Origin of the sequence: Sphingorhabdus rigui (assembly GCF_014196595.1) — a bacterium.
GTDB lineage: Bacteria > Pseudomonadota > Alphaproteobacteria > Sphingomonadales > Sphingomonadaceae > Sphingorhabdus_B > Sphingorhabdus_B rigui.
Map to the genome: position 1 here is coordinate 780108 of NZ_JACIEA010000001.1, position 20932 is coordinate 801039.

Below are 20932 nucleotides of genomic sequence, written 5' to 3' on the forward strand. Positions count from 1 at the left end.
GACTCTAAGCGGCTGGTGGCGGTAAGCCATCCAGCCATGCTTTTACATCGGCAGCGCTCTTCTCCGGAATTTCTTCCATCGGGATATGGCCCACGCCCGGATAAATAATCAGCTTGGCTTGCGGCAATGCGTCCGCGAACCACCGCGCAGCACTTACGGGGATGAGGTTATCCTCTTCTCCCCACATGATCATCGCGGGCACCTTGATCGCCGCCAGCTTCTCTGTGTTGCCGGCGTGCATGTTTCGCAGGTTTGCAAAGCGCTTCATGGTTGCTTCGCGGTTACCGGGATAGCGGTTAAGCTCCCAATAGCGGTCGACCAGTTGTGCGTCGATTTTCGATTGAACGCTCATGGAGGTTTTGACGCTGGCTTCAAAAATGCTGCGTGGGGCAATAAAGCGCGCAGCCTCTTTGATGACCGGCATCCGCATCAAACGGAAACCAATTGGTAAATTACCCGATTTGGCAGTAGGCTGGCCGCTGGCATCAACCAGCAACATCGCCTCGACCTTTTCGGGGTGCGTGAGGGTGTACATCCAGGTGACGCCGCCGCCCATTGAGTTGCCGCCGATTATGGCCTTTTTGACATTCAGCCGCGTCAGCAATCTGTCGACGACCCCGACATAAGTCGCGCTGTCATAGGTGCCGGATGGATTTTGCCCGGTAAGGCCATGGCCGGGAAGGTCCATCGAAATGATACGATATTCCTTGCTTAATATCTGGACCCACGGCTCCCACGTATGCAGCGAGGCGTTCGATCCGTGAATGAGGACAAGAACACGGCCGTCTCGATTGCCTTCATCGCGATAATGAACGCGCAGGCCGGGTTCCAGTTCTGCAAAGCGTGATGCGCTGCTGCTATATTTGGTTTCCATCGCTGCCGCATCGGTATCTGGCGCATATCCCCAGATAAAGACGGCGGCGACCGCGATCACGAGCGCAACAACGAGCCATTTGATAAGACGTTTCATTTCTTCCCCCAATCAGTGGCTGGATTGCATGCCAGGCGGGCAATGCGCAAGCCCCCACGCGCATTGTCGCTTGCCGATGCGGTAAAGTTCGCCTAATGCACTTTTCAAGATTTTCAGGCCGCTCCGTAAGGGGCGGCCCTTATTATTGGAGCAAAAGACATGGCCACCCCTTTGATGCCACATGCGACTGCCGCTTGGTTGGTCGACAATACTGGTTTGAGCTTCTCGCAAATTGCCGAGTTCTGCGGCATCCACATTCTTGAAGTTCAGGCTATGGCCGATGACATGACTGGCTCGAAATACACCGGTCGCGACCCAGTGCACGCTGGCGAATTGTCGATGGAAGAAATCGAAAAGGGTCAGGCAGATGAAGACTATGTCCTTCAAATGTCCAAGGGTCCGGATCAGGTGCGCCGCACAAAGGGGCCGCGCTATACGCCAGTTTCAAAGCGTCAGGATAAGCCAGACGGCATCGCTTGGCTGTTGCGTAACCATCCGGAAATTTCCGATGGCGCCATCTGCAAGTTGATCGGAACGACGCGCAACACCATCGCCGCCATTCGCGATCGCAGCCATTGGAACATTGCTGAAATCCAGCCAAAGGATCCCGTAACGCTTGGTCTGACTTCGCAACGCGAGCTTGATGCCATCGTTAATCGTGCCGCCAAAAAGGCAGGCATTGATAACACGGCGGCAAATGATGCCCGCCTTGGCACGGATCGTGACGCGCTGATCCAAGAATTGCGCGCAGAACGTACCGAAGCGGCGCGCCGCGCGGAAGCTGCTCTCAACGGTGAAGTAGAACCCACTGAAAAGGTCGAGCTGACCGCGGATACCTTGTTCAAAAAAGCTGGCGAATAAGGACGACGTCGTCATTGCCTTAATCGCTTGATTAAGGCACGGGTGGGCTATGGCTACCAAAGCAACCCCTGATTACGACGCGTCGCTTGCCGACCATGGATTTGAAGCAAAAGAGTTTAAGGGGCTAACATACCCCTTGGGGGATCATGCGCCGGCTTATGGCGAAATCTACCCCATCGCGCCGGACATTGGCTGGACGCGTATGCCGGTGCCCGGCAATTTGGCCCATATCAACCTGTGGCTGTTGGACGAGGGCGATGCTGGCTATGCGCTCGTCGATACCGGCCTGTTCATGCCGCCGACCATTGAACAGTGGAAAGCGATGTTCGCGGGCAATTTGGCCGACCGCGAGCTCAAGCGGATTTTTGTAACCCATTTCCACCCCGACCATGTTGGTTGCGCGGGATGGCTTTCAAACAAGTTCAAAGTCCCTGTCTGGATGAACCGGACCGAATGGTTGATGGCACGGATGCTCGTTGCAGATCAGGCGGATCAGCCGCCGGAAGATATACTGAACAACCGGCGTTTTGCGGGTTTTAACGAAGAACGCATCGACGCCGTGCGTAAGCGTGGTTGGGGCGGATTCGCGCGTGCAGTATCGCGGCTGCCGACCGGGCATGTGCGCATGGACGACGGACAAGTCATCCGCGTTGGTCAGCGGGATTGGACCGTGATGACCGGCGGAGGACACACACCTGAACATGCCTGCCTTGTTGATTTCGACAATGGCATGATCATTGCGGGTGACCAGATTTTGCCGCGTATAACCTCAAATGTCTCTGTCATGGACAGTGAGCCCAATGCTGACCCGTTGGGTGAATGGCTCGACTCCATAACAAAATTTCGGGCTGCGTTGCCTGCGGATATGCTCGTCCTGCCAGCGCATGGGGAACCGTTTACCGGGGTGCATGTCCGGTTGGACAGACTGGCGTCTGGCCACCATGAACGGCTCGACAAGTTGGAAGCTGCCCTACGACACACAGAAATGCGGGCGGTCGATACATTTGCATTGCTGTTCGACCGGGAAATTGATGAGACGGTTTACGGTTTGGCGACCGGCGAGGCGCAGGCGCATTTGCGCTACCTGCACTTTGCCGGTCGGATAAAATGTGAAATCCGCGATGGTGTTGGATGGTATCACGCGGCATAAAGGGCGCATGACCCAAAATATCTGGAACAGTCGTTACCTGCACCCTGTAAAATGGGACCAACATTTTGCGCCGTTGGCCTTGCACGATATGTTTTTCCAGTCCGCCGAACGGATGGGCCGTGCGGCAATCGCCGATTTCATGGGTCGTAAATATAGCTACGCCAATATGGCGGACACCGTCCGGCGGGTTGCCCGTGGTCTTCAGGATAAAGGTATTGGCAAGGGTGACCACATTGGTCTCTTTCTGCCGAACGTCCCGCAATATATCGCGGCTTATTATGGCGCGCTTGCCGCCGGGGCGACCGTGGTTAACTTCTCGCCTTTATATACCGTTGATGAACTGGCGCATCAGGTGGCGGACAGCGGCACGTCTATTTTATTCACCGTTTCAGCTGCGGCATTGCTGCCGACCGCTATCAAGGTTCTGGACAATAGCAGCCTGAAGGAACTGATTGTGGGCAGCGTCGCCGAAGCATTGCCCAAGGCGAAAAGCTGGGCCTATCGGTTGCTGAAACGCAGCGACATTGCCGCAATACCTGACGACAGCAGAATTACCCATTATGCGGCGCTGATCGCAAATGATGGCGATTATGCCGTCCAGCCTTGCGCGCCGGAACAAGACATTGCGCAGCTTCAATATACAGGCGGGACGACAGGTACGCCAAAGGGTGCGATGCTCAGCCACCAGAATATAACAGCGAATGCGCGGCAGATTAACATGCTTGATCCGCACAGCGAGGTGAACCAGCCCAATCGTCCCGCAGATGACCGGATTCTGGGTGTGTTGCCGTTCTTCCACGTGTTCGCCAATGCAACTGTACTTAATCGCACCGTCGTCAATGGCGGCGAAATTGTCATGCTGCCACGTTTCGAGGCGCGCGCTGCGTTGGCGGCCATTAACCGCACAAAAGTGACATCATTGCCCGGCGTGCCGACAATGTATCAGGCGCTGCTTGATTGCCCCGATATTGCAAAGACCGATTTCACCAGCTTGCGCGTATGTATCTCGGGTGGCGCACCTTTGGCGGCGGAATTGAAAGAACGTTTTGAAAAGATAACGGGCGCAGTGGTGATCGAAGGTTATGGGCTGACCGAAAGCTCAGGCGTTGTGTCTTGCAATCCTTACGAAGGTATCAACAAGATCGGCAGCATTGGTCAGCCCCTTCCCGGGACAGATGTGAAATTGGTCGACAAGGAAGACCCGAACAAGCCAGCGCCGGACGGTGAACCGGGTGAATTGGTGTTTTCAGGTCCGCAGACGATGTGCGGATATTGGAACCGCAAAGATGCGGATGCCGAGGTATTTCTAGGCAAATATTTGCGCACAGGCGACGTTGCGACGATTGACGAAGACGGCTTCATCCACATCGTTGACCGGTTGAAAGACATGATCGCGGTGGGTGGCTTCAAGGTGTTCCCAAGTCAGGTCGAAGATGTCCTCTACCAGCATCCTGCGGTCAAAGAGGCGCTCGTTATTGGCGTGCCGGATGCGTATCTCGGCGAAGTACCGCGCGCATTTGTAACATTGCACGATGGCGCTGAGGAGGATGGTGCCGAATTGACGACATGGCTGAACCCGCGTCTTGGCAAGCATGAACGGGTTCAAGGTGTCACCATCCTCGACGTCCTGCCCAAAACCATGATCGGAAAGCTTGACCGCAAGGCGTTGCGTTCCGCGGTCGGGTCCTAAGCATTCGGTTGCGTGGTGGCCGACACCGGAGAAATACGCAAAATCATCCATGTTGATATGGATGCGTTCTACGCCAGCGTAGAGCAGCGTGATAATCCCGAACTGCGCGGTAAGCCGGTCGCCGTCGGCGGATCGTCCAAACGCGGCGTTGTGGCGGCGGCTAGCTATGAAGCACGGGCATTTGGCGTGCGGTCTGCCATGCCTTCGGTAACTGCATTGCGGCAATGTCCGGACCTTATTTTCGTGAAGCCGCGGTTTGAGGCGTACAAGGCTGTGTCGCGTCACATTCGGGAGATATTTGCCCGGCACACCGATGTAATTCAGCCTTTATCGCTGGATGAGGCGTATCTTGACGTCACGCACGATAAACAGGGCATTGGGTCCGCCGTCAAAATTGCGAAAGCCATTCGCGCGGCCATTCGCGAAGAAACCGGACTGACGGCAAGCGCTGGCGTGAGCTACAACAAATTCATCGCCAAGCTGGCAAGCGACCAAAATAAACCTGATGGCATGTGCGTGATACTGCCCGAACAGGGACCGGAATTTGTGGCAAGCTTACCGGTGCGGCGGTTCCACGGTGTGGGGCCACGCACGGCTGAAAAAATGGCCAAGTTGGGCGTGCATACTGGTGCAGACCTTGCCCAAAAGGACGAGATTTGGCTGTCGCAGCATTTTGGCAGTTGGGGCGCTTATCTGTTTCATGCGGCGCGCGGGATCGACAACCGCCCCGTCAACGCAAATGCTGTGCGTAAATCCATCGGCGCTGAAAGCACCTATTTCGAAGATAAACGCAGCGAGGATGAATTACGCGAAGCGTTAGACGATATTGTCGAGATCGTTTGGGATCGTATCGACCGTAATCAGGCTCAAGGAAAAACCTTGGTCTTAAAGGCGCGTTATTCCGATTTTCGGACCGTCACACGGTCGCGGACGGTTGGGCACATATTATCTGACCGTTCGGCAATCGCGACGCTGGGGCATGCGCTTTTGGACCAGATTTTGCCCGTCGAAATGGGCGTTCGTTTGCTTGGGCTGACATTGTCGGGACTTGTTGATCAAGGCGAGATTGCAACAGCGCCAGCCATGCAAGGACAGTTCACATTTGATCACGTTGAAAAATGAAACAATCGGCGTTATATCAGAAAACTGTTATGCAGTTATAATACAGGAAGCAGAATGGCGCGGCCACAAACTGATATAGAAGCCGGTAGAACTGCGTTGCTTGAAGTCGTCGATGACCTTGTTCGCAAACGCGGTTCGGTCGATATTTCCATGACCGATTTGGCCGCGGCGGCGGGTATGTCGCCGTCGAACCTGTATCGCTTTTTCGACAACAAGGAAGCGTTGTTAGAGGCTGTAGCCGAGCGTTTCTTCGCGGAAAAAATCCGTATCATGGTGGAAGTGACCGAGTCCGACTTGCCGGTTCGCGACAAAATGTACCAATATTTTGCCCGGCGCTATTTGGCCTCGGTCGAGCAGTATGAGGCTGAGCCCGAGCTGTTAAAAAGCTATCTGGAAATTGGTCAGCAACATTTCGAAGTGGTGCGCGGTTACGTGGACCTTGGCGACCATTATCTTGCGATCATCGTGGCCGAAGCAATGGATCAAGGCTATTTCCAAGGCCTGTCTATTGACGAGGCGGTGTCGCTCATCAACCAAATGCTGCATTGCTATACAAACCCCGACATACTTTTTTACATCGGGACAACGAAGCTAAGCGTTACCAAATTGGCCATGATTGTGGACGCCGTGTTTCAAGGGCTGGGTAAAAAGATAGCGACGCAATCGGTGCCCGGTTCGCATATGAAAATCGTGTCTTAACCGCCCATATTGGCCTTCAAACTTATCGTCATCACGGCAATGTAGCGACCAGCACATATTCGCTTTTACAACACGCCTCCTCTGATTTAAGCAGATGATTAAATTAGGGGGAGCGAACAACGATGCGGGTAGAAAACGCCGTTTTTCCAGGCACGGAGCAAATCACGTCCTTTTTCGGCGGTCCTGAAAATGGACCCTTTGTGATGGTCAACCTTCTGAAATTCAAAGAGACCGCAGAATATGCCGATGGCAGCGATGCTGACCTTAGTGGCGCTAGGGCTTATGCCCGTTATGGCAAGGCTATTCAGGCATGTCTCGCCGCGGTCGATGGCAGGCAGATTTATGCCGGGCCCGTAACGGGCCTGATGATTGGCGAGGTTGAAGAGCTTTGGGACATGGTTGCGCTGGTCGAATATCCGTCGCTGGCGGCCATGCAGAAAATGATGTCCTCCCCGGAATATCGGGCGATTGAAGTTCATCGCAAAGCTGGCCTCGCCGGCCAACTCAACATCCGCACGAGCCAGATTGGACGCTGACATTATGAAACCTATTAAAAACCGCATCACCGAATTGCTTGGCGTTGAATATCCGATCATTCAGGCCCCCATGGGCTGGATCGCGCGGGCGCAACTGGCTTCGGCCGTTTCAAACGCCGGGGGACTTGGCATCATTGAAACGTCGTCCGGCCAATTGGAGGAAGTGCGCGCAGAGATCATCAAGATGCGCGAACTGACGGACAAGCCCTTTGGCGTGAACATTGCGCAAGCCTTTGTCCGTGATCCCGGCATCGTTGATTTTGTGGTCGATCAGGGCGTTAAGTTTGTCACGACGTCGGCAGGCGACCCGAACAAATATTGCGGTCCGTTAAAGGCTGCAGGGCTAACCGTATTTCACGTTGTGCCGACTTTGGCCGGCGCGTTGAAGGCGATTGAGGCTGGCGTCGATGGCTTGGTTGTCGAAGGCGGCGAGGGCGGCGGGTTTAAAAATCCCAAAGATGTTGCGCTCATGGTCCTGTTGCCGCTCATCCGCAGCAAAGTTGACGTGCCGATTGTCGCAGCTGGCGGTATGGTCTGCGGACGGACGATGGCGGCGGCTTTTGCGCTTGGCGCAGAAGCGGTGCAAATGGGCACGCGGATGGTCAGCGCGGCGGAATCCCCAGTTCATCAAAACTGGAAAGACGCGATCATCAATGCCAAGGAAACCGACACGCTGTTCCTGAACCGTCATGGCCCGGGCCCCGCGTTGCGTGCGTTGCGTACCGACCGGACCGAAAAGCTGGATGTGACGCCATCAGAAAATATTATGGGCGAAATGCGCGGCGTGCTCGATTTGTATTTTGGCGGTGACATGGAGGCCGCGATCGCGCTGTCCGGACAAGTTGCCGGACGGATTGATACGGTCAAGCCTGCCAAACAAATCATCGACGAAGTCATGGAAGAATTTCACGACGTGATGAACAATATGCGCAACGACTATCTTTAGGAGCCACTTTGGACCCTGTCCTTGAAGAATTTCTGAGCGATCCCGCGGCGGATGTTTCCGCGCTGCACGATGTTGCACGGATTAAGGCAATTCTGGAGCAATGCGCGCGCGATGGCCGGGCAATCAGCTATTCTGAGTTGCTGCTGAACCTTGGTTTCCGGTTTACACGGCCAAAGATGCGCGCGGTTTGCAAGACGTTGGATAAGATTGACCAGATTACACTTGCCGAAGGTCGACCCGCGCTTGCCGTGCTCGTGGTGCGCGAAGGCCACGGCCTGCCGGGGCAAGGGTGGTGGACCGGGCGCACCGACTATCAGGGCGAATGGACCGGGCCACAAGCGCAAGCCCATATCCGGCAGTTACAGGACGGCATATTTGCATATTGGCAAGGGCAACCCGTTTGAGCGACGATATCGCCTTATTGGTCACGGCCTTTGCGCGGCGGGTGTTCGGGGGAACCGCCGACGTTGAGAGCCTTGTCCGGCTGACTGGCGGCGCCAACATGGACAGCTGGTCGTTTGATTATGCGGGGCAGGGATATGTGCTGCGGCGGTCGCCATCGGCGGACATGATGGCGGGCAGAACTTATGGCCATGACGTGGAGGCGGCTGTCGTTCGCGCGGCCTTTGCGGCGGGCGTGAAGGCACCAGAAATATTGGGTGAGGTAACGGCCGCGGATAATCTTGGAACCGGCTATGTGATGCGCCGTGTGGAGGCAGAGGTTAACCCTGTAAAGATCTTGCCGTACGCTCCACCGGGATTGTTGCATGATTTCGCACGTGAACTCGCCGCAATTCATGCGGTGCGGTCTGATACGCTGCCGCAGTTACCTGAAACCAGCGCGGAGAGCTTGCTGGCCGAGTTGCGGGGACGGTTCATCAACTTTGGCGGCGATCGCCCGGTGATGGCGCTCGCGTTTAAATGGCTTGAGGACCATTTGCCTGCGCCCGTTCCCGCAGTCTTGCTTCATGGCGATTTTCGCATGGGCAATATCATGGCGGATGCTGATGGACTCGCAGCTGTTCTGGATTGGGAATTGGCGCATCTGGGGGACCGGCATCAGGATCTCGCCTTTGGCTGCATTAACAGCTGGCGGTTTGGATATATTGACCGGCCCGCATTTGGCATTGGCCCGTTGGACGAATTTTTTGCCGCCTATGAAAGCGTGAGCGGTACATCGGTCGAACCTGAACGCTTCCGTTGGTGGCTTGTCTATTCGACGTTGTGGTGGGGCGTCTGCTGCCTGCAAATGGCCGATATCTGGCGCAGTGGTCTCGATGAAGGGTTAGAGCGTGCCGTGATTGGACGGCGTACTTCGGAAACCGAAATTGATTTGCTGATGCTATTGGAAGAGGATGCGCCTGAAACCGAACGTGGCCCCATTGCGCTGCCGTCACCTGCAGCACCTCGACGGCTGGGGGAGCCATCCGCAACAGAAATGCTGGAGGCGCTCGCGCGTTGGATTGAGACCGATATCAAACCGCAGGCAAAGGGACGTGACCGTTTCATGGCTGCCGTCGCCGTGAACGCACTGGGCATGTTGCAGCGCGAAGCGACTGCGCAATTAAACGTGCATGATAGGTCGCTTTGCGATGCATTATTAGCAGGTCGACAATCACTCACCACCCCGGGGTTGCTGGCCCAGTTAAAGGCGCAATCGCTCGCCAAACTTGCGGCTGACCAACCCAAATATTCAGGCTTGGCCGCGGCCAGAAAAAAATGGACAATCTAATGCTCTTCGAAATTCCCACAGAGATTACCGACTATTTGGCCGAACTTGACGCGTTCATTGATCGGGAGATCAAGCCGATCGAGGCGCGCGACGACAATATACGTTTTTTTGATCATCGCCGGGAAAATGCGCGGACCGATTGGGAAAATGACGGCCATCCGCGTGCCGATTGGTGGGCATTGCTGGCCGAAATGCGGCAGGTGGCGGACAAGGCCGGGCACTATCGCTTTGCGATCCCGGAAGAATTTGGCGGGAAAAATGGGTCCAACCTGGCGATGGCGGTCATCCGGCATCATTTGGCGCATAAGGGGTTAGGGCTGCATAACGACCTGCAGAACGAAAGCAGCATTGTAGGCAATCTCGTGCAGGTTTTGATGCTGCGTGATTTTGGAACGCCGCAGCAAAAGGCCGCGTTTATTCCGCCGATGCTCGAGGGCAAAATGGGGTGGAGCTTTGGCCTGACCGAAGAAGATCATGGCTCCGACGCGACGCATATGGATACGCGCGCCGTGCCTGAAATGCGTGACGGCGTTGCAGGCTATCGCATCAATGGCAACAAGATGTGGACGACCGGACTGCCCTATACATCGCATGTGATGACCTTTACGCGCACCAGCGGCGAAGATGGCAAAGCACGCGGCATTACGTGCTTTGTCGTGCCAACGGACGCGCCAGGATTTGAAATTGGCGAATATATGTGGACGTTCAATATGCCCACCGACCACCCCAAGGTTAAATACACCGATGTCTGGGTGCCGGAAAGCGCCATCCTTGGGGAATTGGACAATGGCCTGGCTGTTGCGCAGCATTTTGTGCACGAGAACCGCATTCGCCAAGCCGCAAGTTCGCTCGGCGCGGCCCAATATTGCATCGATGAAGCGGTGAAATACGCACGTGAGCGTAAGCCATTTGGCAAACCTCTTGCGGTAAATCAGGCCATTCAGTTCCCATTGGTCGAACTGCAAACCGACGCGGAGATGCTGCGCCTTTTGATTTACAAGACCGCCGCCGAAATGGACAGCATGACCAAGCCTGAAGTCGCAGTGCGGTTATCGGACAAAGTCAGCATGTGTAATTACAAGGCAAATCGGTTGGTCTGCAACGCTGCGGACTTCGCGATGCAGGTGCATGGCGGGATTGGCTATTCACGCCATAAACCGTTCGAGCATATCTACCGACACCATCGGCGCTACCGCATTACCGAAGGTGCAGAGGAAATCCAGATGCGCAAAGTGGCGGGACATTTATTCGGATTTATGGGGTGATGGTGATGCAGCAGGCAACCGACTTTTTGGAAGAGAGCAGAGCATTGGCAGGGCTTCTTGCTGCACTGTCCGATTTGGATTTCGAAACGCAAACGCAGTTCAAAGGATGGACGATCAACAACATCATCCGGCATTTGCATGTCTGGAATATCGCGGTCGACCTGTCGTTGCAGGATGAAGCGGCATTTGGTGCATTTGTTACCGCGATGATGGAGGGAGTCCGGGGCGGGAAATTACCTGCTTTTGAGGCGTCCTATTTGGACGGACTCTCTGGACAGGCTTTGCTCCATGCGTGGCTGGAACGGGCTGAGGCCGTTGCTGCGGCTTTTGCCAAGGCCGATCCGAAACTGCGGCTGAAATGGGTCGGGCCCGATATGAGCGCGCTAAGTTCCATAACCGCGCGTCTCATGGAAACATGGGCGCATGCACAGGCGGTTTATGATGTTTTGGGCGTCGCGCGTGAGGATACGGACCGCATCGGCAATATCGTCCGGTTGGGCGTCAATACATGGGGCTTTACGTGGAAAAACCGGCGCCAAGACCCGCCGGGGCCAATGCCGCAGATCCGTCTGACTGCGCCATCCGGTACGATATGGGAATATGGCGAGGCGTCGGACAGTGGGATGATTACCGGCAGCGCGACCGAATTTTGTCAGGTTGTGACGCAATGCCGCAACATTGCCGATACGTCGCTTGCAGTCACCGGAGAAGTCGCGCATCAGTGGATGTCCGTTGCACAATGTTTTGCCGGTCCACCGCAAGATCCGCCGCCAGCGGGATCGCGCTGCATGGCCAATAGGGGAGTTTGAACGAATGAAGATGTTTGCTTTTGTTTCACTGAGTGCGGCTTTGTTGGCAAGCTCTCCCCTTGCGGCCCAGACGGTAGAACAAGTCACCGTCGTCCATGCCGGGCAATTGCTCGATAAGCCGGGAACAGCGCCGCGCGGTCCGTCTACGGTCATCATTCGTAATGGCAAGGTGGCCGAGATTTTGGTCGGGTATCAGGCCGGACCAGCGGGGGCAAAGTTGATCGATTTGAAGGACAAGTTTGTGCTTCCCGGTTTGATTGACAGCCATGTGCATCTCGGTAGCGACGCGGGCGGCAATGCAGCGTTGATTGAGGCTGTGACCGATAGTCCTGCCCGCGCTGCATACCGTACCGCCGGAAACGCAAAGAAGACGCTGATGGCGGGTTTTACCACGGTGCGCAATTTGGGCGATGGCAGTGGCGCGACATTGGCGCTCCGCGATGCCGTTGCCGCCGGTGAACTACCGGGGCCGCGGATCATCGATGCCGGGCGCTCTATTTCGACGACAAGCGGACATATGGATGCGACACTTTCGGTTTCGGAAGATCTGCACGACAGTATCAACCAAGACAATCTGTGCGATGGCGTCGAAAGCTGTCGTCAGGCTGTGCGTAAGCAAATTCGGCGCGGCGTAGATGTCATCAAAATTGCGACAACTGGCGGCGTTAACAGCCGCATCGGCTCGGGGCTTGGCCGCCAAGTGTTTGACGATGAAGTTAAGGCATTGGTCGATACCGCACATTTATATGGTAAGAAAATTGCCGTGCACGCTCATGGTGATGATGGCGTTAATGCAGCGCTTGCCGTTGGTGCCGACTCTATCGAACATGGGACGATGCTGACCGATGCGAGCATCAAATTGTTCAAAACGGCGGGCGCATATTATGTTCCGACGCTCTCAACCGTGAATGGGTACATTGAACGGCTTGCTGCGAACCCCAATGCCTATCCACCAGACGTGTTGGCAAAGGTTAAATGGCGCATTGGCGTTACGGGTAAAAGTCTTGAAAAGGCCTATCCTGCCGGTGTGAAAATTGCGTTCGGGACAGATGCTGGTGTCTCAAAACATGGAAAGAACGCTGACGAGTTCGAGCTGATGGTCAAGCATGGCATGCCCGCCAGCGCAGCCATTCAGGCTGCGACGATGAACGCGGCAACTTTGTTAGGCGTGGAGAAGGAAGTGGGCAGCCTTGAACCCGGCAAAGCTGCCGATCTTATTGCCGTTGCAGGTGATCCCACATCAGATGTCACCGTTTTGAAAGCGGTGAAGTTCGTCATGAAGGACGGCCGGGTTTTTAAGGACGAATGATAATCCCGATCGCGGGATCTGCTTTGCCCTGAAATGTGTCGGTGAACGCGGGAATAGCTGTCGTTATTCCAGTGCGTTCATCGATTTCCACGACACCGTCCACGGCGCCAAGGAAGCTTTTCCAGCTTGTGGCAACCGCTTCGCCAAAGCCTTTTGGACCAAGTTCCTGAATGGTGGCGACGGCGTGATCGGGTGCGAAGAAAAGAATGGGCTTGGGGCCTGGCATTGCGTCGCCGTTGCCGCCCGGGCTGTTCGCGCCGCGTGCATCGACATGCGTTGCGCCGACAAGGCAGCTATATTTTAGATGCTCCCCAAGCGCGTCATGAATGCCACGCAGCAATCCGCTGTTGCCGGCAAAATCAACGGCTACCGAGGCAGCAGCCGGCAAACTGCCAACGTCATCATAAGCGATGACTTCGTCATAGAGACCTGAATTGGCAACGAATGCGACATTGCCTTTTGATGTCAGGCCAATCCGCTTGATATGCGGCGACAAGTCCTTCGCAACGCTCGCGAGGCTCATGGACGTTTTCGATGACGCGCTGGTCATGACCAAATTCTGCGCGCCGAACCAATCTTCGCGGCGGAACATGGCTTCAATGAGAAAGCCCGTTTTGAACAAAGGCCCAAATAGCATGCGCTCTGCCTCTTTGGTGGGATCATGCTCGGGGTCCGCATTGATACGGCTATACTGGTTATAGATCGGGCTCATGGGCTGCCGATGGGCTGCGGTGTCGGTGAAGCCGCTGGCGCTCACTTTCCCGGGCAAGACGTCCAAATGCGTACCCATCGGAAGATAGCCGTATACGCGCTCACCAACCCCGATTTCGGGGTGGCGGGATTCGGTGACCACCGCGTGCCCCCACATGGGAACGACGCCCCACGCGCCTTCAGCCGGAAAGAAGTTCCAATATCCGAACATATCGCCAATGACGGCATAAGTGATGTTGTTTGCGGTTACCGAGAAGCTTTCGATTTTCAGCCGGAGCGCGCCATCCGCCAATATGGGCAGGTCAGCATCATGGACCATATTTTCCGAAAGCTTCGCTTTGTTTACCCATATTGTCTGCGCCATTACCGTCTCTCCAACACATCAATGTGATTCATGCTTTGACAATCACATTGCAGTGTGAAAATAGCGAATCATGTTTCGCTATTCTGCGAATGTTGGAGGTCATATGTCCACCCAGTTAATTGAAAAGCTTCGTAATCTCGTCAACGAAGGTGGCTTGTCCCGCTCGGGGCTTGCGCGTGCGGCGGGTCTTCATGCCAATACCTTGCGTGATCTGGATGACGCCGGCTGGAATCCAACGGCGGAAACACTGCGTAAGTTGGAAAGCTATCTCTTTTCGAACGATGACACGCCAGCGCTCGTTCCGATCGAAGAAATCATCGAAGAAGCCCGCAATGGCCGTATGTATATCCTTGTTGATGATGAAGACCGCGAAAATGAAGGCGACCTTATCATTCCAGCGCAAATGGCAACGCCGGACGCGATCAACTTCATGGCGACCCATGGCCGTGGCCTGATCTGTCTTTCGATGACAAAGCTGCGCTGCGAGCAGCTTGGCCTGACGCCGATGGCGCGCGAGAACCGCGAAAGCATGCAGACTGCCTTTACGGTGTCCATAGAAGCGCGCGAGGGCGTCACGACCGGCATTAGCGCCGCTGACCGCGCACGCACGATTTCGGTGGCTGTCGATGCCTCCATGGGGCCGGACGACATTGTTTCCCCCGGCCATGTCTTCCCGCTGACCGCGCGCGATGGCGGCGTTCTCGTGCGGGCAGGGCATACCGAGGCGGCCGTCGACATCAGCCGTCTTGCCGGTCTCAATCCGTCGGGCGTGATCTGTGAGATCATGAAAGACGATGGCACCATGGCCCGGATGGATGACCTTGTCGCGTTTGCCCGCATGCACAATTTGAAAATGGGCACGATCCGCGATTTAATCGCCTATCGCCGTCAGCATGACCATCTGGTCGAAAAGCGCGCGGAAATGAAGTTTCAAAGCAAGTGGGGCGGTGAATGGGTCGCAATGACCTTTTACAACAAAGCCACTGGCGACGAGACAATGGCGCTGGTGAAAGGGCGTATCGATCCCGAAAAGCCGACACTTGTCCGTATGCACACCATGTCGATGTTTGTGGACGTGTTCGGCGAAGAAAACGAGCGTTCCGGGCTTCTTTCGCGTTCGATGGAGTCCATTGCTGCCGAAGGCTCTGGCGTTATCGTCGTGATTAACAAGCCGATGAAGGGTATGGTTTCGCGTTTCATGCAGCTTCGCGCCGAAGGCAAGCAGGCTGGCGCGCCCGAAATCGAAGAGCTGCGCGATTATGGTGGCGGTGCACAAATCCTGACCGAGCTGGGTGTGCATGACATGATTTTGCTGACCAACACGCATCACACGCTGGTTGGCCTCGAAGGCTATGGCCTGTCCATTGTGGGCGAGCGCGCGATCCCCGGCACCGGAGGCGAATAACCGCGTGTCGGTCAGCGCCGGCCTTGCTCTGGCAGGGGTGTCCGCCTTTACAGCGGCGACATCGCACGCCTATTTAAAGGCGGGTGAAGACAAGTTGGCGGTGCGTGTCTGGTCGGCCTTGCTATGTGCAGCCTTGGCCTTGCCCGTGGCGCTATGGGCGGGAAATTTGTCGCCTAATTTGTGGCTGTTACTCGCGGGCTTTGCGCTGCTGAGTTTCATCAACCAACTTACGATGGTTGTGTCTTACGAACTCAGCGATTTCTCCCATGCTTACCCGGTAGCGCGCGGGGTGGTGCCGCTCGCAATGGCGATTTTGGGGGTTTTCTATCTCGGCGACACACTGACCATCCCTGCAATTTTTGGTATTTTCTCGATAACGTTGGGAATACTGGCGCTGGCGCTTGGTCGGGGGATGAGCCGTCATGGCTGGGGCGCGGCAGCGTTCACGGGGCTTACGACAATCATTTATAGTTTAGTCGCGGCGCAGGGCATGCGCGAAGCGGACGACATCGTTGCTTTTCTGGCATGGCTATTTGTTACCGACGGCATTTTGCTGCCGATCTATCTGGCGTGGCGGTTTCGGCGAGACGCTGTGCCGCGTTTGCGGTTGGCATGGCCAATCGGGTGGCAAGCCGGTTTGCTGACGTTGATTTCTTTTGCGACTTGGTCGTTCGCTGTCCGGCTCGCTCCGGTCGGCTTGGTGGCTGCCATTCGCGAATCCAGCGTGTTAATTGCGCTTGTCTTGGCGTCGCTGATGCTAAAAGAGCGTTTAGATCAATGGCGCATCGCCGCGGGATTACTGATAGTATCTGGTGCCGCCGCAATCATTTTGGGAGCAGGATAATAATGGCAAAGTTTTTAATAGTTGAAGCGCGGTTCTACGACCATTTGAATGATATGCTGGTCGCCGGTGCAAAAGCCGCGTTGAAAGCCAAGGGGCATGAGGTCGAAGTCATCACCGTTCCTGGTGCGCTGGAAATTCCCGGCACGATTGCGATGGCCGCCGAAGCGCAATTATATGACGGCTTTGTCGCCATTGGCGTCGTTATTCGCGGGGAAACCTATCATTTCGAAATCGTCGCTGGCGAAAGCGCGCGCGGTATCATGGCGTTGACGATGGACGGCATTGCCATCGGTAACGGCATCCTCACCGTCGAGAATGAAGAACAAGCCATTGTTCGCGCTGATCCCAAGCAGAAAGACAAGGGCGGCGAGGCAGCTGTTGCTGCGATGGCCTTGCTAAATCTGCAAAATCGTTTCAACTGAAACGATGAGCGCACCGACTTTATCGACCCAAATCAACACCGAATCTGACGACTACAAAAAACGTGTCGCGCACAACCGTGCGCTGCGCGATGAACTGTGGGCAAAGGTTGCCGAAGCCGCATTGGGCGGCAATGAAAAGTCACGCGAGCGGCATACATCGCGTGGCAAACTGCTACCGCGCGAGCGTGTCGAACGTCTGCTTGATCCCGGCTCACCATTTTTGGAAATCGGCCAGCTTGCGGCCAATGACCTTTACGATGGCGAGATTCCCGGCGCGGGTTTGATTTGCGGGGTAGGCCGTGTTTCCGGGCGACAGTGCATGATTGTGTGCAATGACGCGACGGTGAAGGGTGGAACTTATTACCCGATGACCGTCAAAAAGCATTTGCGCGCACAGGAAATTGCCGAGGCCAATCACCTGCCGTGCATCTATCTGGTCGACAGCGGCGGTGCGAACCTGCCGCATCAGGACGAGGTCTTTCCGGACCGCGAGCATTTCGGGCGTATATTCTTCAATCAAGCGAATATGAGCGCCAAGGGCATTCCGCAAATCGCCTGCGTCATGGGCAGTTGTACCGCGGGTGGCGCCTATGTTCCGGCGATGTCCGACGAGAGCGTCATTGTTCGCAACCAAGGCACAATCTTCTTGGCCGGCCCGCCATTGGTCAAGGCCGCGACGGGTGAAGAAATCAGTGCCGAAGATTTGGGTGGCGGCGATCTGCATGGCCGCAAATCGGGCGTGGTCGATCATGTCGCGGAGAATGACGAACATGCGCTGACCATCGTGCGCGATATCATCAGCCACTTAGGGCCAACCTACAAACCCGGCATTGATTTAAAGGAACCACGGGCCCCCAAATACGACACCGACGAACTTTACGGCGTCATCCCCGACGATGTTCGCGCGCCTTATGATGTGCACGAAGTCATCGCGCGGTTGGTCGACGGCAGCGAATTTCATGAGTTCAAGGCGCTGTATGGCACGACCTTGGTCTGCGGCTTTGCGCATATCTGGGGCATGCCCGTCGCGATCCTCGCCAATAACGGCGTGTTGTTTTCGGAAAGCGCGGTCAAAGGCGCGCATTTCATTGAACTTGCCTGTCAGCGGCGGATACCGTTGCTGTTCCTGCAGAACATCAGCGGCTTCATGGTCGGCGGCAAATATGAGGCGGAGGGCATCGCCAAGCATGGCGCAAAACTCGTCACCGCCGTCGCCACCGCGAGCGTGCCCAAAATCACCGTCTTGATCGGCGGCAGCTTTGGCGCGGGCAATTACGGCATGTGCGGACGGGCTTATAGCCCACGCTTCCTGTTCACTTGGCCCAATGCGCGGATTTCCGTGATGGGCGGCGAGCAGGCCGCGAGCGTACTTGCGACCGTCCACCGCGACGCTGCGACATGGACGCCAGAAGAAGCCGAAGCATTTAAGGCGCCCATCCGGCAGAAATATGAAGACGAGGGCAACCCCTATTACGCGACATCGCGCCTGTGGGATGACGGGATTATCGACCCGGCGCAGACACGCGATGTGCTGGGGCTGGCCTTTGCCGCAGCGCTGAATGCACCCGTCGAGGAGGCGCCCCGCTTTGGGGTGTTCCGGATGTGAGTCAGATGATCAAATCCCTCCTCATCGCCAACCGTGGCGAAATTGCCTGCCGGATCATCCGCACGGCGCGTTCGATGGGTATTCGCACCGTTGCGGTCTATTCGGATGCCGATGCCAAGGCGCTGCATGTGCGGGAAGCCGATGCGGCGGTGCATATCGGGGCGTCTGCGGCGCGTGAGAGCTATTTGGTGGGTGAGAAGATCATCGCCGCGGCAAAGGCCAGCGGAGCCGAGGCGATCCATCCGGGCTATGGCTTTCTTTCCGAAAACGCCGAATTTGCGCAGGCCGTGATCGACGCTGGCCTCATCTGGGTCGGGCCGGCACCGGCCAGCATCACCGCAATGGGGCTGAAGGATGCGGCGAAGGCATTGATGGCGGAGGCGGGCGTGCCCGTCACCCCCGGCTATATGGGTGCAAATCAAGACCCGGCGTTCCTTGGGCAACAAGCCGCAGAAATCGGCTATCCCGTGCTTATTAAGGCCGTCGCGGGCGGCGGCGGCAAGGGGATGCGCAAGGTCGATGACGCGGCGGACTTCGCCGACGCGCTCGCCTCTTGTCAGCGCGAAGCCACCGCGTCTTTCGGCAACGCGCATGTCCTGATCGAAAAATATATCCAGCGCCCGCGCCATATTGAGGTGCAGGTGTTTGGCGACACGCACGGCAATATCGTCCATCTGTTCGAACGCGATTGTTCGCTGCAACGCCGCCACCAGAAGGTGATCGAGGAAGCCCCTGCGCCAGGCATGGACGAAGCAACGCGCGAACAGCTTTGCGCGGCGGCGGTTAAGGCCGCCAAGGCGGTCGATTATGTCGGCGCAGGTACAATCGAGTTCATCGCCGACGCCTCCGAAGGCCTGCGCGCCGACCGGATATGGTTCATGGAAATGAACACGCGGTTGCAGGTCGAACATCCCGTGACCGAGGAGATCACTGGCGTTGATCTTGTCGAGTGGCAGTTGCGCGTGGCGAGCTGTGAACCGCTTCCGCTTCGGCAAGATGAGTTGCGCATTGATGGTCATGCCATCGAAGCGCGGCTTTATGCCGAAGATCCGGCGAAGGGCTTCTTGCCGAGCGTTGGCAGGTTAGAGTTTTTTGAGCTCGACGGCAGTGTCCGGATTGATACCGGCGTTTGTCAGGGGTCCGAAGTCTCACCATTTTATGACCCAATGATTGCCAAAATGATCGCCCATGATTTGGACCGCGAAGGCGCGATACAGTCGCTTGCATGGGCTTTGAACGACAGCAAAATTTGGCCGGTTAAAAACAATGCTGCGTTTCTTATCAACGCGCTTGAGCATCCTGATTTTGCGTCCGGCAACGTCGATACCGGCCTGCTACAGCGCGCGGGCGACGATTTGATGCCTGACGAGAACGCGGATATTAATGATCTGGCGCGGAGCGCAGAGCAGTATACCCATCAGGCCATTGCGGGGTTCAGGCTCAACGGGGATCGCAATCACAAGGCGGTTCTGTCGGTTGACGGGATTGCAACCGAAGTCGACATTCCAATTGTTGAATATGTCGACCCGCGGCCGTTCGTTTTTAGCCAGAACGCCCCAAGCGGATTTTTCCAGACTGGAAATGGGCAGACTTGGTGGGTCGAACCTTATCGCTATGCAGGCGGCGCGCATGCTTCAGCGCATGACGGAGGCATACTCTCCCCCATGCCGGGCCGGATCATCGCGGTGGACGTCGCGGCGGGCGATGTGGTGACCAAGGGTCAGAGGCTCCTCACGCTCGAAGCAATGAAGATGGAACACAGCCTAACCGCCCCCTTTGACGGGGTGGTTGCGGAGCTAAACGCAGAAGCCGGCGCGCAGGTGCAGGTCGAGGCCTTGTTGGTGCGGATCGAGGCGGCGGAGTGATGGATAAACGTCTCGTCATCCTGAACGTGTTTCAGGATAGCGGATCACCGTCGCGTGTTATCCCGAAACACGTTCGTGATAACTAACTAAGAAGCGGGAGCTGACAGTGGCAGGCAAATATTTCAATCAATGGCAAATCGGCGACACTATCGTCCATGACATCCGGCGCTCGGTGACTGAGACCGATAATCTGCTGTTCTCGGTCATGACCCATAACCCACAGCCGCTGCACATTGATGCAGAGGCAGCAAAGGCGAGCGAGTTTGGTCAAATCCTCGTCAACGGCACCTTTACCTTTGCCCTCATGGTGGGGCTGTCCGTTGGCGACACGACCTTGGGTACGCTCGTGGCGAACCTTGGCTATGACAAGCTGATCATGCCTAAACCGGTGTTTATCGGAGATACGCTCCGCGCCGAAACCGAGGTGATTGGGCTAAAAGAAAGCAAGTCGCGTCCTGATGCCGGCGTTGTAACGTTCCTGCACCGATGCCTCAATCAGCGCGACGAGGTAGTATGCAGTTGTGAGCGCGCGGCGTTGCTAAAGAAAGCGCCGGCTGATATCTAGGCCGTAGTGCTGAGCCTGTCGAAGCACGCCCCGCCGATAAGCGCCCTTCGACAGGCTCAGG

General features: G+C 56.2%; 20 protein-coding genes. 18 read left to right on the forward strand and 2 right to left on the reverse strand.

Going from position 1 to position 20932, the window contains the following annotated elements; genetic code table 11:
* Positions 1 to 4: 4 nt before the first annotated feature.
* A complete protein-coding gene (locus tag GGR91_RS03550; RefSeq protein ID WP_183940109.1) occupies positions 5 to 970 on the reverse strand; it encodes an alpha/beta fold hydrolase in 966 nt (321 codons plus the stop codon).
* Positions 971 to 1129: 159 nt separating this feature from the next.
* Here GGR91_RS03550 and GGR91_RS03555 point away from each other — a divergent pair, with 159 nt between their 5' ends.
* From GGR91_RS03555 to GGR91_RS03610, 12 genes are all read left to right on the forward strand, one after another.
* A complete protein-coding gene (locus GGR91_RS03555; RefSeq protein WP_183940111.1) occupies positions 1130 to 1831 on the forward strand; it encodes a DUF1013 domain-containing protein in 702 nt (233 codons plus the stop codon).
* Positions 1832 to 1880: 49 nt separating this feature from the next.
* Positions 1881 to 2981 carry an MBL fold metallo-hydrolase gene (locus GGR91_RS03560; protein ID WP_183940113.1) on the forward strand — a complete coding sequence of 367 codons (1101 nt, stop codon included), beginning with the start codon at positions 1881 to 1883 and terminating at the stop codon, positions 2979 to 2981.
* Between the two features lie 7 nt (positions 2982 to 2988).
* Positions 2989 to 4671, forward strand: a complete 1683-nt coding sequence (locus tag GGR91_RS03565) for an AMP-binding protein (RefSeq protein ID WP_183940115.1) — start codon at positions 2989 to 2991, stop codon at positions 4669 to 4671.
* A 57-nt stretch (positions 4672 to 4728) separates the two neighbouring features.
* Positions 4729 to 5793, forward strand: a complete 1065-nt coding sequence (gene dinB / locus GGR91_RS03570) for a DNA polymerase IV (protein WP_221204245.1) — start codon at positions 4729 to 4731, stop codon at positions 5791 to 5793.
* A 54-nt stretch (positions 5794 to 5847) separates the two neighbouring features.
* Positions 5848 to 6492, forward strand: coding sequence for a TetR family transcriptional regulator (locus tag GGR91_RS03575; protein WP_183940119.1), 645 nt, complete (start codon positions 5848 to 5850; stop codon positions 6490 to 6492).
* A gap of 122 nt (positions 6493 to 6614) precedes the next feature.
* The gene (locus GGR91_RS03580) at positions 6615 to 7028 is read left to right on the forward strand and encodes a DUF1330 domain-containing protein (RefSeq protein ID WP_183940121.1); all 414 of its coding nucleotides are present in this window, start codon (positions 6615 to 6617) and stop codon (positions 7026 to 7028) included.
* A 4-nt stretch (positions 7029 to 7032) separates the two neighbouring features.
* Positions 7033 to 7974, forward strand: coding sequence for an NAD(P)H-dependent flavin oxidoreductase (locus GGR91_RS03585; RefSeq protein ID WP_183940123.1), 942 nt, complete (start codon positions 7033 to 7035; stop codon positions 7972 to 7974).
* A gap of 8 nt (positions 7975 to 7982) precedes the next feature.
* Positions 7983 to 8378: a ribose-phosphate pyrophosphokinase gene (locus GGR91_RS03590; RefSeq protein WP_246337035.1), complete on the forward strand. Its 396-nt coding sequence runs from the start codon at positions 7983 to 7985 to the stop codon at positions 8376 to 8378.
* Positions 8375 to 9706, forward strand: coding sequence for a phosphotransferase family protein (locus tag GGR91_RS03595; RefSeq protein ID WP_246337036.1), 1332 nt, complete (start codon positions 8375 to 8377; stop codon positions 9704 to 9706). The genes GGR91_RS03590 and GGR91_RS03595 overlap by 4 nt, the downstream gene beginning before the upstream one ends.
* Positions 9706 to 10971, forward strand: a complete 1266-nt coding sequence (locus GGR91_RS03600) for an acyl-CoA dehydrogenase family protein (RefSeq protein WP_183940127.1) — start codon at positions 9706 to 9708, stop codon at positions 10969 to 10971. Before GGR91_RS03595 ends, GGR91_RS03600 begins: the two co-directional genes overlap by 1 nt.
* Before the next feature lie 5 nt (positions 10972 to 10976).
* Positions 10977 to 11780 carry a TIGR03084 family metal-binding protein gene (locus GGR91_RS03605; protein ID WP_183940129.1) on the forward strand — a complete coding sequence of 268 codons (804 nt, stop codon included), beginning with the start codon at positions 10977 to 10979 and terminating at the stop codon, positions 11778 to 11780.
* A 4-nt stretch (positions 11781 to 11784) separates the two neighbouring features.
* Complete coding sequence (locus GGR91_RS03610; RefSeq protein WP_183940131.1) at positions 11785 to 13089, forward strand: metal-dependent hydrolase family protein; 1305 nt, start codon at positions 11785 to 11787, stop codon at positions 13087 to 13089.
* On the opposite strand, the gene GGR91_RS03615 is transcribed toward GGR91_RS03610, so the two are convergent.
* Positions 13076 to 14164 (reverse strand): DUF2855 family protein, encoded by a 1089-nt coding sequence (locus GGR91_RS03615; RefSeq protein WP_183940133.1) that lies wholly within the window; start codon positions 14162 to 14164, stop codon positions 13076 to 13078. The genes GGR91_RS03610 and GGR91_RS03615 overlap by 14 nt on opposite strands.
* 103 nt (positions 14165 to 14267) lie before the next feature.
* Here GGR91_RS03615 and ribB point away from each other — a divergent pair, with 103 nt between their 5' ends.
* The 6 genes from ribB to GGR91_RS03645 all read left to right on the forward strand — a co-directional run bounded on the left by ribB (position 14268) and on the right by GGR91_RS03645 (position 20871).
* Entirely contained in the window at positions 14268 to 15569 is a 1302-nt protein-coding gene (ribB, locus tag GGR91_RS03620; RefSeq protein ID WP_183940135.1) for a 3,4-dihydroxy-2-butanone-4-phosphate synthase, read from the forward strand.
* 4 nt (positions 15570 to 15573) lie between these two features.
* Positions 15574 to 16413 carry an EamA family transporter gene (locus GGR91_RS11725; RefSeq protein ID WP_183940137.1) on the forward strand — a complete coding sequence of 280 codons (840 nt, stop codon included), beginning with the start codon at positions 15574 to 15576 and terminating at the stop codon, positions 16411 to 16413.
* Positions 16414 to 16415: 2 nt separating this feature from the next.
* Entirely contained in the window at positions 16416 to 16835 is a 420-nt protein-coding gene (ribH, locus tag GGR91_RS03630) for a 6,7-dimethyl-8-ribityllumazine synthase (protein ID WP_183940138.1), read from the forward strand.
* Positions 16836 to 16839: 4 nt separating this feature from the next.
* A complete protein-coding gene (locus GGR91_RS03635) occupies positions 16840 to 18441 on the forward strand; it encodes a carboxyl transferase domain-containing protein (protein ID WP_183940140.1) in 1602 nt (533 codons plus the stop codon).
* 5 nt (positions 18442 to 18446) lie between these two features.
* On the forward strand, positions 18447 to 20306 hold the full coding sequence (locus GGR91_RS03640) for an acetyl/propionyl/methylcrotonyl-CoA carboxylase subunit alpha (RefSeq protein ID WP_183940142.1): 1860 nt from the start codon (positions 18447 to 18449) through the stop codon (positions 20304 to 20306).
* Between the two features lie 106 nt (positions 20307 to 20412).
* Positions 20413 to 20871, forward strand: a complete 459-nt coding sequence (locus GGR91_RS03645) for a MaoC family dehydratase (RefSeq protein ID WP_183940144.1) — start codon at positions 20413 to 20415, stop codon at positions 20869 to 20871.
* Positions 20872 to 20932: the final 61 nt, after the last annotated feature.

Bases quoted from the DNA above. Each gene is read 5' to 3' on its own strand.
- GGR91_RS03550 (WP_183940109.1), bottom strand. From the start codon at position 970: ATGAAACGTCTTATCAAATGGCTCGTTGTTGCGCTCGTGATCGCGGTC.
- GGR91_RS03640 (WP_183940142.1), top strand. From the start codon at position 18,447: ATGATCAAATCCCTCCTCATCGCCAACCGTGGCGAAATTGCCTGCCGG.
- GGR91_RS03615 (WP_183940133.1), bottom strand. From the start codon at position 14,164: ATGGCGCAGACAATATGGGTAAACAAAGCGAAGCTTTCGGAAAATATG.
- ribH (WP_183940138.1), top strand. From the start codon at position 16,416: ATGGCAAAGTTTTTAATAGTTGAAGCGCGGTTCTACGACCATTTGAAT.
- GGR91_RS03555 (WP_183940111.1), top strand. From the start codon at position 1,130: ATGGCCACCCCTTTGATGCCACATGCGACTGCCGCTTGGTTGGTCGAC.
- GGR91_RS03600 (WP_183940127.1), top strand. From the start codon at position 9,706: ATGCTCTTCGAAATTCCCACAGAGATTACCGACTATTTGGCCGAACTT.
- GGR91_RS03610 (WP_183940131.1), top strand. From the start codon at position 11,785: ATGAAGATGTTTGCTTTTGTTTCACTGAGTGCGGCTTTGTTGGCAAGC.
- GGR91_RS03560 (WP_183940113.1), top strand. From the start codon at position 1,881: ATGGCTACCAAAGCAACCCCTGATTACGACGCGTCGCTTGCCGACCAT.
- GGR91_RS03605 (WP_183940129.1), top strand. From the start codon at position 10,977: ATGCAGCAGGCAACCGACTTTTTGGAAGAGAGCAGAGCATTGGCAGGG.
- GGR91_RS03635 (WP_183940140.1), top strand. From the start codon at position 16,840: ATGAGCGCACCGACTTTATCGACCCAAATCAACACCGAATCTGACGAC.
- GGR91_RS03580 (WP_183940121.1), top strand. From the start codon at position 6,615: ATGCGGGTAGAAAACGCCGTTTTTCCAGGCACGGAGCAAATCACGTCC.
- GGR91_RS03565 (WP_183940115.1), top strand. From the start codon at position 2,989: ATGACCCAAAATATCTGGAACAGTCGTTACCTGCACCCTGTAAAATGG.
- ribB (WP_183940135.1), top strand. From the start codon at position 14,268: ATGTCCACCCAGTTAATTGAAAAGCTTCGTAATCTCGTCAACGAAGGT.
- dinB (WP_221204245.1), top strand. From the start codon at position 4,729: ATGGATGCGTTCTACGCCAGCGTAGAGCAGCGTGATAATCCCGAACTG.
- GGR91_RS03585 (WP_183940123.1), top strand. From the start codon at position 7,033: ATGAAACCTATTAAAAACCGCATCACCGAATTGCTTGGCGTTGAATAT.
- GGR91_RS03575 (WP_183940119.1), top strand. From the start codon at position 5,848: ATGGCGCGGCCACAAACTGATATAGAAGCCGGTAGAACTGCGTTGCTT.